We start from the raw sequence: 11,975 nt of genomic DNA, 5'->3' as shown, positions 1-11,975 counted from the left end.
CTCCTTTATAATAAATTTATTCGGTAAAATAAATTTGACCGTTTATGTAAAAAAAATCGTATTACGATTTTTCTTCTTTTTTAATAAATTGCTGCATTGTTCTCTCAGCGATTTGAAGTGCAGTAGTAGAAATATAATAAGGCTTACTATTCGGATCTTTATCTGCACCTTTTGTGATTTCGTTTAATTCAGCCATTAATTCATAAAACTTTTTCACCCACACTTGAAATTGTTCTGGCGTAGCATCAAATTCCCAGCAGGATGAAACGTAATTCCACTTAGCTGGATCTTCACTTGCATTTCGTAATGTAAAAGCTTCTTCTGGTGCAGCGAGAATTTGGCTTTTCGTTCTTTCTATCATTTGTAAAAAGATTTGACGACCTGATTCGCTTAATATTTCTAAATGAGGTAATAGATCTGCGGCAGGGGTGAAGCCTTTAGCGACAGATTGATAAAACTTTTGAATAATCCCATTCTTTTCTTCTGTATAAACGATCTCTATAAGACCATTCTTTTCTAATTCTTTTAAATGATAATGAATTTTCGCCCTTGAAATGCCGAATTTCTCAGATAGTAATTGTCCAGTATAAGGACGTTCGCATAGACGTATCATCATTTCGGCACGTAGTGGATCGCTTAATGCTTTTAGTTGGCTATAAGTAGTTAGTGTTAATACGGGCTTCAACATGATCAACTCCTTGAATTAAATTACTCGGTCAATATTATTTGACTGAATTGTATCAAGGATTTCAAATATTTTCAATACTTTCTGAAAATTAAATCTTACTCTCTGTAATCTTCTGTTCATATTCCGTTCATAATTCTTTTTTATGATTAGTGCATAGAAAGAAAGAGGAAGGAGCGAGCGAAATGTTTTTAGCTCTGCGTGAATTGAAACAATCAAAATTAAGATACGGATTAATCGGACTGATTATGGTGTTACTATCATTTTTAGTTCTTGTCATTTCGGGATTAGCAAATGGATTATCATATGATAATGCTTCATCGATTCAAAATATGGAGGCAAATAAGTTCGTTTTAGCAGATGATGCGGAAAATAAATTACTTCGTTCACAAATTAAGAAAGACGATGTAGATAACGTAGTAAATCAAGTGGGCGAGAAAGAGGCAGTTCCATTTCGGGTGAAAGTTTCAACGTATGAAAAGAAAGATAGTTCGAAAAAGGTTGATATCGCTATTTTCTCAAGTGAACGCGATTCATTTTTAGAACCGAACATTGTAAAAGGTGAGAAATTAGGTACAGCAAACAACGAGATGGTTGCTGATGAATCAATTAAAGAAAAAGGAATCGATATTGGGGATACAATTATCGATCCTGTTTCAAAGAAAGAATTTAAAATCGTCGGATTTACGAAAGATCAAATGTTTAGCCATACACCAGTCGTTTATGTAAATGAAGACGTATGGGGCGCTATTTCACAACCAAACCAAAAAGATTATAGTGCAATCGCACTTAACACAGATAAAGAAATTAAAAATGCTCACGTTATCGATAAAAAAGAAGTACTGCAAAGTATTCCAGGATTTAAAGAAGAGCAAGGAACGTTAACGATGATTATTGCGTTCTTACTTGTAATCGCTGCATTACTAATTGGTGTATTCTTCTACGTCATTACACTGCAAAAAACACAGCAACTAGGTGTATTAAAAGCAATTGGTACGAAGAACTCGTATTTAGCAAATAGCTTAGTCGTACAGGCGTTATTCTTATCAGTCGTTGCGATGGTAATTAGTATCGTTCTTGTACAAGGGTTAGAACAAATTTTACCAGCGGGTATGCCGTTCTTATTAACAACACCGATGATTGCACAATACGCAGCAATCTTTATCGTAATTAGTATTTTAGGAACACTTATTTCGTTATACCAAGTATTAAAAGTTGATGCATTAGAAGCAATTGGAGGCGGGATGTAATGACTTCATTATTAAAATTAGACAAAGTAAGTAAAGTGTACGGAGAAGGAAATACGGAAGTAACAGCCCTTCATCCGATGTCGCTTGATGTGAAAGCTGGAGAATTTATCGGAATCGTTGGTCCTTCTGGATCAGGGAAAAGTACATTATTATCAATCGCGGGTGCTTTATTATCACCGTCAAAAGGAGATATTTACATTCGTGAGCAAAATATTACACAGTTATCGGAAAAGGAAATGACAGACATTCGTTTGAAAAAAATCGGTTTCATCTTCCAGTTTGCAAACCTTGTTCCATATTTAAATGTGAAAGAACAATTGCTTTATATTGCAAAGCTAAAAAAGGAAAGTAAACAAGAATCCGAAAAGCGTGCAGATCATTTATTAGCGGCATTTGGATTAGGAGAAAGAAAAAATCATTATCCAAATCAACTATCTGGTGGGGAAAAACAAAGGGTAGCAATCGCTCGTGCGTTCATGAACAATCCGGATTTAATATTAGCGGATGAGCCAACGGCAAGCTTAGACTCAAAACGCGCACGTGAAGTTGTTGAAATGATGAAACGTGAAGTGAAAGAGAGCCAAAAAGCAGCAATTATGATTACACATGATGAAAGAATGCTTGATGTATGTGATCGTATATTGACGCTGAGAGATGGGAAATTGGTATGATGAAAAAAAGAACTCTTACAATTGTAAGAGTTCTTTTTTTTGTTTTTTCAAGCATTAACAAGAGGAAGAGGGAGGTATACTTTGTGGGAAACGGAAAAGATTTTCGGGGTCATATTTTGCTTTTACTTTCCGCAGCTTATCAAAGTTTGCTCCGTAATATTCTTGTCCGAAATTTTCGATGTTTTGATCTGGAACATTAACATAAGAACCAGTTACATACGGCTTTATTAATTGACGAACTCTTTCAACTGATGCTAGATTGGCAGCTTCTTCAGACTTGTCTTTCCAGCTAGCAGTCCATTCTGTATAAAATAACGGGCTACGCCAAAAGAATGCTGTTTTACTGCTAGGTACTTTACTAATAGCACCTCCCCAATTAATAAAAAAGAAATTAGCCTCTGTTCCAGTAGCTTCTTCTAAAAATCGTTTCATAATGGAAATAGGTTCTTCTGGCCAAAGGTTAAGTGCCCAGGCAGAAGAGAATTTAACACTTTGATCAGATCGACCAGGGATTGGCTCATCTGGATCTAAGAAATCGATAGCGGCTGGGTAAGGTAATTCTTCTATAACAATTTGTGTTGGAGTTCCAGCATTTGTTAAAGGTTCTAATAGTTTGATGAGTTCACTTTTGGAACCTAAAAAAATACCTTCTGCATGGCAAAGTCCATTTATTTTGCTGTAAATTTCAAGAAGGCAGCCCAATCGTGAGTCTACAAAAGGTGCCCATTCTTGCCAAACTTTGAAAACAGTTTCTAACTGATCCCATGGCCAAATGATATTAAAGACTGTGGCAGTATTAGGGGCACGATGAAGCTTCAATGTATATTCAGTGTTGTATCCGAAGTTTCCACCACCACCACCTCTAGAAGCCCATAATAAATCTTTATTGCAACATTGATCTGCTTGAATGATTCGGCCTGTCGCATCTACTGTTTCTAAAGCAATAAGGTTATCACTTATTAGACCGATTGTTCGTGAGACTACTCCAAAACCACCGCCCATTGTAATGCCACCGATTCCAACTGTAGGACTATCTCCAAACGGTGACATAAAACCTTCTCTAGCTAGTCCCTTTACAAGTGGCCCGACGTGAATTCCAGTTTGAACGGTTGCGATACCATTCTTTTTATCTAAACTTACTTTGTTCATATCACTTACATCGATAACGATGCCGCCATTTACTACAGAAAGGTTTTTATCTAGTGCATGTCGACCACTTCTAACACGTAACGGAACATGATTTTCGCGAGCCCATTTAATGGCGTTACTAACATCATATGAATTTTGTGCAAAAACAAAGACGAGGGGGAAGACATCAACGTAAGGATTCCAATTCTTAATAGCTTCTAAATAACCGGGATCTCCTTTGTAAATTACTCGTCCTGTAAGTTTTGTTGAACCCATGTATTTCACTCCTTATCAATATTTATAGATGTCGTTCTAATGTAGCAATGGAACATGGTCATGTAGTAATTAGAAGAATAAGAACTTTATGAGAGGGGGATGAAAATATCATGTAGGTACGAGTAGAGGTTAAATATATGGTGATTTAGATGATTTGGAAAATTTTATTGCTACACAAGTTCTATTAGTAGTGTATGAATTAAGAGTTAGTATTGTTAAAGAATTGTACACTTTCCTATTAGTATGACTTAGGGGAATGACAGTTTTTCAGTTTTGTTAAAGTATAAGGAACTAATCTAAGTTTGAAATTTGATAATTATATTTATTTTTGAGGTATTATCATAATGAAAAAGTGAAAGGTTGGGCTCTGCAACAAATGATATGTGGATAGAAATAGAATCTAACTGTAGAGGGATAACTAGTTTGTAAACGTACTTATATTTGGTCTCTTCCTTAAGAAGCCTATGCATAGGCTTCTTAGAGAAGGGACAGTAGATTATATAATCAAAATGATAGCTGTTTTATAAATACTTTTTAATTTTATTACGAGTAAGTAATAAAACACCGCCTAATACAGATAGCATTCCTAGAGCCATATTGTTTGATTGCTCGCTACCAGCGTTAGGAAGTTCTTTAGCGTTATTGTTTTTAGTACCATTATCTGCTTGCGTTTGTTTAGATTGTGATACTTCATTAATCTTGTTATCAACATTTTGCTTCGTTGTATGTAACTCAGCTAATTTGTCGTCAATTTTTTTCTCAGTATGCTTAAAGTCGTTGATTTTAATATCTAAGTCTTGTTTTTTCTTTGTTAAATCGTCTGAAACAGTTTGTTTAGATTGTTTAATTTCGTTAATTTTATTTAGTAAATCTTCTCTAGCCTTTTGTAATTCAGCTAGTTTGTTTTTTACATCTTGTTTAGCTAATTCTAAGTTAGCGGAAAGGCTATCTAAATTGCCTTTAATTTTCTTAAGTTCCTCTAACGTGTTACCAGTATTCGGCTTGTTTTCTTTTAGCTCAGCGAGTTTGTCCTCAGCAGTTTGTTTCGCTTTCTTTAACTCAGCTAATTTGTCATCTACTTGTTTTTTAACTTCCTTAAGTTCATTAACCTTTTGATCAATGTTCTCTTTATGTTGCTTCATTTCATTCACTTTTTCATCGACAGTTTGTTTATGTTCTTTAATCTCATTAACTTTGTTATCGATATTTTGCTTATGTTCTTTTACTTCAGCGACTTTATCTTCTACTTGTTTTTTATGCTCTTTAATTTCAGCGATTTTATCTTCGGCGATTTGTTTGTCTTGCTGAAGTTTTGCATCTAGTTCTTGTTTATGCTGTTTAACTTCGTTAATTTTTTCATCAGCAACTTGTTTACGTTCATGTAGTTCATTCACCTTTGTATCAACATTTTCCTTAACTTTGTTAAGTTCATTTAATGTTTGATCCACGTTTTCTTTGTGCTGCTGTAATTTCGCATCTAACTCTTGCTTATGTTGCTTAATTTCAGCTAATCGATCTCCCGTACTTTGCTGAGGAGTAGCATCATTTACTTCCGCATGAGCAGAGTTCGCGCCAGCAATCATTGCTAAAGCTAGTGTAGACGCAGCAATTGTTTGTTTTGTTTTCATATTTTTGTACCTCTTTTCTTTCATATGCATGAGCTGTTTTGTGTAAAATTGAGCATATAGAAGTAGATTCTTCCATTATTATATACCATCTGCGCCGTCTAGAGGAAGTATTTGCATAATAATCTATGATTATGTGATTTTTATAATCTCTTATTTCGGATAGGGGAGTACTCTTTAGCGATATGAATAATTTTTAATATAGTAGAGTTTACATCCTTACTGTTACGAATAACAAACAAATAATCAGCCTCGTTTTCTATAGGATCTACCACATCATCGTGAAGTGATTCAGTTTGTTGTCGATCAAGTACTTCTTTGAAACTAGAATATCCACCTCTAAAAATATTCGTACTTTGCGTGCTTCTAGCCACTCTTTCGTAAAGTACATCATCTGGGATGTCAAAGTGAACTAATATGCGTACATATTCATTCTGTGGAAATAATTCGTTTAGTAAATAGAACCTTCCGTTTTTACTGCGATTGGAGTTACAAATAATAAGGTGTAAATTTGTATGTTCTTTCGCATAATCAACAATGAATTTTGAAAGACTGTGCTTTAGTGTATTTGATCCTTCTGTCGGCTGTAATTTTTCATAATGTGTGTTAATAAATTCAGCTTGGTTGTCTTGGTCCATAATAAAAGAATTAGGTAACTCTTTTTCTAGCTCTTTTGCAAATGTAGTTTTTCCACTGTGTGTTTTTCCTACTGTAATGATGACTAATCTTTTCATGACGCCCTCCATTTGTATTGTTATGAACTGGAATATTCGGTGTAGATCGAAATCTTCCTGCTAGAGATTACACAAATTGTTGGAGCGTAGTAGGCTGAAAACTTGACAAAAAAACTTATTTATGCTATAATTTACCAATATAAAAATAAGGTGTATAATAGGGTTCTCCTGGCCAGGGGAACCCTATTTTTGTTGTGAACATGAAGGAGAGTGTATGTGCGTGAAACAAGGTGAAGCAAGTGTAACGTCGTTAGTATCAGCTTTCGGAAGGGCGTATCATAGTGAATTTGATAATCCTAAAATCTTTGATGATTATGTAGCTAAAGATTTCATTTCACAAAAAGAACGTAACAATATTGAAACGAACATGGTTCAAGGGATGCACTTTTTCAATAAAGAAATTGCAGAGCAGTTTCAAGACAATCCAAAAGAAATATTAAAATGGATTACGCAAGTTCAGTTATCACCAACACCTTTAGCACGTGCCGCATATTGTGAAAGAGTATTACTACATGAAATTACATTAGGAGCAAAACAATACGCCATACTCGGTGCAGGCTTAGATACGTTCAGTTTTAGACACCGAGAATTAGAAAATAAAATAGAAATATTTGAAGTGGATCATCCTTCTACACAGGCGTTTAAGAAGGAAAGAATAAAAGAAGTAGAACTTGAAGTTCCAAATAACCTTCATTTTGTTTCAATGGATTTTACGAAAGGATTTTCCTATGAACAGTTACGCAATGAAGGGTTTGAACATAAAAAGACTTTCTTTAGCCTTTTAGGTGTTACGTACTATTTAACGAAAGAGGAACTTGCTAGTTTATTAGAATGTTTATTCGAGATGGTTCCGGCAGGGAGTTCTATCGTTTTCGATTATCCCGATGAAAACTTGTTTACAGAAAAGGGACTGTCCAATCGAGTTGAAAATGGCTGCGGTAGGCGGAGAACCGATGAAATCATGTTATTCTTATGCTGAAATGGAAGCACTGTTAGAGAAGGCGGGCTTACTCATTTATGAGCATTTATCACCAGAAGACATAAATAAATTATATTTTGAAGGAAGAAATGATTATTTAGAAGCTTTTGAGACGGTACATTATTTGCATGCGGTGAAGAGGTAGGAAATTAACAGGCATGGAGAGGAATCTCTGTGTCTTTTTTTATAAAAAAGGAAATGAGCTGTAGTGGTGGAAAATATAATTATAAATATATAATATATATAAATTAATGTTTTGTAGATAATAAAGGAAAGGGGAAATAGAAGATGTTGAAATTACAAGGAAAATACAATGAAGCGAAAGTGTATACTACGAATGTAGAAAAAACGGCAGCAGGTCAAATTATTGATCTTTGTAACCAAGAATTCGTAAAGGGTAGCAAGATTCGTATTATGCCAGATACACATGCGGGTGCAGGTTGTACGATTGGGACAACAATGACGATTCAAGATAAAATTGTTCCTAATTTAGTCGGGGTTAACTAATCGGCTCAGACTTTAAACTACTCACTCAATTGACTGGGAACCCTAACGATAAAAGGCGAGGGCAATCAGCAGCCAGTGGTTATGGTGACATAATCGAATGGTTCAGAGACTTGTACCATGTTAGCAGACTAAGGTACAGAATTATTCTTCATCCATTTTGAGTTGAAGAGGAATAATTAATACGGTGAGCCTACAGTAGAGACTGCATATCTCGATGACTGTAGAGAAGGTATAGTCCACTCTTTCAGGAAACTGGGAGGTCAGTACGATATTGGTTGTGGCATGGAAGTTGTTATGATCGACAAAAAGAAAGAAGAAATCAACTTCGATCACTTAGACGAAACGATACGTAAATTTGTCCCAAGTGGTTTTCGTATTCGAGATAAGGAACATAGATTTTCAAAAATGATTGATTTTAATAGTGTAAGAGCCCCATTTACATTGCAACGAGCTCAAAAGAGTATTGGTACGCTTGGCGGGGGCAATCATTTTGTCGAACTGAATGAGGATGATAAAGGAAATGTATACATTGTCATTCATAGTGGTTCGCGTAATTTAGGGAAACAAGTAGCAGAGTATTATCAAAACTTTGCTTACGAGCAACTTATAAATGTTAAATCTATTAAAGAAGAAATGATTGAGCGTTTAACGAAAGAAGGTAGACAACGAGAAATACATGAAGCTTTACGTAAAATTAAGAAACCGGTGATTCGCAAAGAATTAGCTTATTTAGAAGGACAAGGATTTAAAGATTACATGAATGATATGAAAATTGCTCAAAAATATGCGGAGTTAAATCGTAAAGCAATGATTGATGAAATCGTCACTAAAATGGATTGGAAAGTAACAGATCAATTCACTACAATTCATAACTACATCGATATGGACAATATGATTCTAAGAAAAGGTGCTATTTCAGCTCAGAAAGATGAACGAGTAATCATTCCAATTAATATGAGAGACGGTTCTATCATTGCATTTGGTAAAGGAAATCCAGATTGGAACTTTTCTGGCCCTCATGGAGCAGGACGTATTATGAGCCGTAAGAAGGCGAAAGAAGTACTGAACTTAGAGGATTTTCAAAATACAATGACAGAGGTTTGGACTACATCTGTTGCAGAAAGTACTTTAGATGAAGCGCCAATGGTATATAAGCCAATGGATGAGATTGTTGAGAATACAAAGGACACAATTGATATCAAGCATGTCATTAAGCCGATTTATAATTTTAAGGCTAATTAAAAGAGGAGTAACGTTTATTAAATGAAGAGAACTTGAAAAGAGAGCGTATTTTGTGGCGGTTATATAACAAAGATTAAAAAGACAACATATCAAACGAAGAGATTCATCATATTCATTTACATTTATGTAATGTTAAAGACTAGAAATCTAGATTGGCGCGAATTACTAATTGTGGAGTGTGAAAAAAAGACAAAATCTCTTAAAAAACACTTAAATTTTTACTCCATCAATCTTTACAATCTCCCCCTATAATGTGAATTGGACAAGCACCTAAGAGAAAGCAGAACATGTCAGTTTGTACATTCTATTATTAGGGGGAGAATTTGTATGAAAAAGACAGTTGCTTCGTTAGCAGTTATGGCGGCATTATTACCGACGTTTTCAGTGCATGCGGAAGGGAAAGAGCAAGTCCGAAAATCAGCTACAACTTTTAACGTTATTAGTGATATTCAAGGGGATTTAGGGGATTTTGATCATGTGCTAAAAGATATGAACAAAGTGACGCCACTTTCTAGAGCGCTTATTATGAATGGGGATATAACGCCAACTGGACAACAGTCACAATATGATGATGTAAAGCGTGTGTTAAATAAAAATAAGCATCCAGAAAATGTATGGTCTACTGTTGGGAATCATGAGTTTTATGCTGGTAAATGGACAGCGGATGGGAAACTCTCTCAAAATACATGGCCAAATGGTGTAACGGAAGAAACACTATTTGGTCGCTACTTACAATTTAGCGGACAAGAAAAGGTATATCATAAAAAAGAATTAGATGGCTATCCACTTTTATTTTTAGGAACTGAAAAATATATGAAATACCACGATTCAAAAATGTGGGACGAAGTATATATGAGTGATGAGCAATTAGGTTGGTTAAAACAAAATTTAGAAGAGTATAGTCAAAAAGATAAAAATAAGCCAATCTTTATTTTCTCTCATCACGTTTTACCTGATACAGTATCTGGATCAAGACAATCACCTTACTTACAAGATTATTTAAACGTGGATAAATTGTACGATATATTAAAAGACTATCCGCAAGTGGTTTTCTTCACGAGTCATACACATTGGGATTTAAATTTACCTGACTGGGCTGGTAAAAAGAAAATTACAGGCGGAGATGAAAAAGGTTTCACTGTTGTAAATACGGGCGGGATTGAAACAGGCTGGATGTCAGCAGGACCAAATGGAGGAGAGAAAACTGCTCCAGATGGCTATTCATTTAAACAAGGGTTACAAGTAAAAGCATATGGTAACGATGTAATTGTGACAGCTTACGATTACAAACGTGATAAGGATATAAAGAAGTTATTAATTAGTGATTCAAAAATTGCGCAGATGGCACCAAATGTAACGGCAGATGATCGTAAAAATATAATTGTCGGTGCAAATGAATATATGGAGTATTCTATAGAAGGAACGAATGAGTGGCATACGTATAGTCAAGCAAATCCTCCGAAATTTGATGGAGATAAAGTCGTATACGTACGCCATAAAGGTGAAATGAATTTAGAGCCGGGATTAACGCAGTTACTTCGTTTTTCGGTAAATAAGTGATTGGAGGGAGTCTGCATTTGAATGTGTGGGCTCTTTTTTTGTTGAGGAGAAAGGGGTTGCCTGTCTGTCGTTTTTTGTCGATAGATCGATATATTAAGAAAATCGTTGATATACTGCAAGTTACGATCGATATATTTGAAAAATCGTTGATATAAATTTCATGTACCGTAACTAAGTTAAAATCATTAATACGGTTTTACTTATCAAAATGAAATTCTAATACATTTTTAACCGAGAAAGATGACTTCACCATTTTTACATGTAATAATAGTAACGTTACATATATTGCGAAAGAAGTACAAAAGGAGCGTTACAATGAATTTAGCTAAATTCCCGAGAAAAAAATATACAGAATCATATACACCAATTGAAAAGTTAAACAATTTTTCTGAAGCACTTGGTGGCCCGACTATTTATTTTAAACGAGATGATTTACTTGGTTTAACAGCCGGTGGTAATAAGACGAGAAAGTTAGAATTTTTAGTTGCGGATGCACAGGAAAAGGGTGCAGATACGTTAATTACAGCTGGTGGTATTCAGTCAAATCATTGCCGCCTGACACTTGCTGCTGCGGTAAAAGAAAAAATGAAATGTATTCTTGTATTAGAGGAAGGGCTTGAGCCAGAAGAGAAGAGAGACTTTAACGGAAACTATTTCTTATATCACTTATTAGGTGCTGAAAACGTCATTGTTGTACCGAACGGAGCAGACCTGATGGAAGAGATGCATAGAGTAGCACAAGAAGTAAGTGAAAAAGGTAGTACACCATATGTAATTCCAGTTGGTGGATCAAACCCTACGGGCGCAATGGGATACGTTGCTTGTGCCCAAGAAATTATGGCGCAATCATTTGAGCAAGGAATTGATTTCAGTTCAGTTGTTTGTGTAAGTGGAAGCGGCGGTATGCATGCGGGTTTAATTACTGGTTTTTCTGGAACGCAAAGCCATATTCCTGTAATCGGGATTAACGTAAGTAGAGGAAAAGCTGAGCAAGAAGAGAAAGTAGGAAAACTTGTAGATGAAACTTCAGCACACGTTGGTATTCCAAACTTTATCCCGCGCGACGCTGTTACGTGCTTTGATGAATATGTAGGGCCAGGCTATGCGTTACCAACGCCGGAAATGGTAGAGGCAGTTCAGTTACTTGCGAAAACAGAAGGTATTTTACTTGATCCAGTGTATACAGGTAAGGCAGTAGCGGGATTAATCGACTTAATTAGAAAAGGTAATTTTAATAAGGAAGACAATATTTTATTCGTACATTCAGGTGGTTCACCAGCTTTATATGCGAATACGTCTCTATTTGCGTAAGTGTAAA

10 protein-coding genes and 1 pseudogene are annotated in these 11,975 nt (G+C 35.3%); 7 read left to right on the top strand and 4 right to left on the bottom strand.

Annotation, left to right across the window (positions count from 1 at the left end; all coding sequences use genetic code 11):
• Window positions 1–61: 61 nt before the first annotated feature.
• Window positions 62–685 (bottom strand): ArsR/SmtB family transcription factor, encoded by a 624-nt coding sequence (locus tag AC241_RS15885; protein ID WP_024927960.1) that lies wholly within the window; start codon window positions 683–685, stop codon window positions 62–64.
• Between the two features lie 185 nt (window positions 686–870).
• On the opposite strand from AC241_RS15885, the gene AC241_RS15880 reads away from it, so the two are divergent.
• Both AC241_RS15880 and AC241_RS15875 read left to right on the top strand, forming a co-directional pair.
• Window positions 871–1,935, top strand: a complete 1,065-nt coding sequence (locus tag AC241_RS15880) for an ABC transporter permease (protein WP_043936638.1) — start codon at window positions 871–873, stop codon at window positions 1,933–1,935.
• The gene (locus AC241_RS15875) at window positions 1,935–2,606 is read left to right on the top strand and encodes an ABC transporter ATP-binding protein (protein ID WP_029442791.1); all 672 of its coding nucleotides are present in this window, start codon (window positions 1,935–1,937) and stop codon (window positions 2,604–2,606) included. The genes AC241_RS15880 and AC241_RS15875 overlap by 1 nt, the downstream gene beginning before the upstream one ends.
• A 54-nt stretch (window positions 2,607–2,660) precedes the next feature.
• Here the strand turns inward: AC241_RS15875 and AC241_RS15870 are convergent, their stop codons facing one another.
• From AC241_RS15870 to AC241_RS15860, 3 genes are all read right to left on the bottom strand, one after another.
• Window positions 2,661–4,010, bottom strand: a complete 1,350-nt coding sequence (locus AC241_RS15870) for an FAD-binding oxidoreductase (RefSeq protein ID WP_016080985.1) — start codon at window positions 4,008–4,010, stop codon at window positions 2,661–2,663.
• A 521-nt stretch (window positions 4,011–4,531) separates the two neighbouring features.
• Window positions 4,532–5,638 carry an LPXTG cell wall anchor domain-containing protein gene (locus tag AC241_RS15865; protein WP_043938179.1) on the bottom strand — a complete coding sequence of 369 codons (1,107 nt, stop codon included), beginning with the start codon at window positions 5,636–5,638 and terminating at the stop codon, window positions 4,532–4,534.
• A gap of 140 nt (window positions 5,639–5,778) precedes the next feature.
• A complete protein-coding gene (locus tag AC241_RS15860; RefSeq protein WP_050844219.1) occupies window positions 5,779–6,369 on the bottom strand; it encodes an ATP-binding protein in 591 nt (196 codons plus the stop codon).
• Between the two features lie 214 nt (window positions 6,370–6,583).
• Between AC241_RS15860 and AC241_RS15855 the strand changes: the two are divergent.
• The 5 genes and pseudogenes from AC241_RS15855 (at window position 6,584) to cuyA (ending at window position 11,968) form a co-directional block, all read left to right on the top strand.
• A pseudogene (locus AC241_RS15855) lies at window positions 6,584–7,493 on the top strand (class I SAM-dependent methyltransferase).
• A 143-nt stretch (window positions 7,494–7,636) separates the two neighbouring features.
• Entirely contained in the window at window positions 7,637–7,855 is a 219-nt protein-coding gene (locus AC241_RS15850) for an RtcB family protein (protein ID WP_016080989.1), read from the top strand.
• Window positions 7,856–8,137: 282 nt separating this feature from the next.
• Entirely contained in the window at window positions 8,138–9,097 is a 960-nt protein-coding gene (locus tag AC241_RS15845; protein ID WP_043315296.1) for an RtcB family protein, read from the top strand.
• Window positions 9,098–9,424: 327 nt separating this feature from the next.
• Entirely contained in the window at window positions 9,425–10,657 is a 1,233-nt protein-coding gene (locus tag AC241_RS15840) for a DUF4073 domain-containing protein (RefSeq protein WP_016080994.1), read from the top strand.
• 315 nt (window positions 10,658–10,972) lie between these two features.
• Complete coding sequence (gene cuyA / locus AC241_RS15835) at window positions 10,973–11,968, top strand: D-cysteate sulfo-lyase (protein WP_050844217.1); 996 nt, start codon at window positions 10,973–10,975, stop codon at window positions 11,966–11,968.
• The last annotated feature ends 7 nt before the right edge of the window (window positions 11,969–11,975 follow it).

This window comes from Bacillus thuringiensis (genome assembly GCF_001182785.1).
Classification (GTDB): domain Bacteria; phylum Bacillota; class Bacilli; order Bacillales; family Bacillaceae_G; genus Bacillus_A; species Bacillus_A thuringiensis_S.
This window is presented reverse-complemented; position numbering and strand designations above follow the sequence as displayed.

Bases quoted from the DNA above. Each gene is read 5' to 3' on its own strand.
- AC241_RS15870 (WP_016080985.1), bottom strand. From the start codon at position 4,010: ATGGGTTCAACAAAACTTACAGGACGAGTAATTTACAAAGGAGATCCC.
- AC241_RS15860 (WP_050844219.1), bottom strand. From the start codon at position 6,369: ATGAAAAGATTAGTCATCATTACAGTAGGAAAAACACACAGTGGAAAA.
- AC241_RS15880 (WP_043936638.1), top strand. From the start codon at position 871: ATGTTTTTAGCTCTGCGTGAATTGAAACAATCAAAATTAAGATACGGA.
- AC241_RS15875 (WP_029442791.1), top strand. From the start codon at position 1,935: ATGACTTCATTATTAAAATTAGACAAAGTAAGTAAAGTGTACGGAGAA.
- cuyA (WP_050844217.1), top strand. From the start codon at position 10,973: ATGAATTTAGCTAAATTCCCGAGAAAAAAATATACAGAATCATATACA.
- AC241_RS15840 (WP_016080994.1), top strand. From the start codon at position 9,425: ATGAAAAAGACAGTTGCTTCGTTAGCAGTTATGGCGGCATTATTACCG.
- AC241_RS15850 (WP_016080989.1), top strand. From the start codon at position 7,637: ATGTTGAAATTACAAGGAAAATACAATGAAGCGAAAGTGTATACTACG.
- AC241_RS15865 (WP_043938179.1), bottom strand. From the start codon at position 5,638: ATGAAAACAAAACAAACAATTGCTGCGTCTACACTAGCTTTAGCAATG.
- AC241_RS15845 (WP_043315296.1), top strand. From the start codon at position 8,138: ATGGAAGTTGTTATGATCGACAAAAAGAAAGAAGAAATCAACTTCGAT.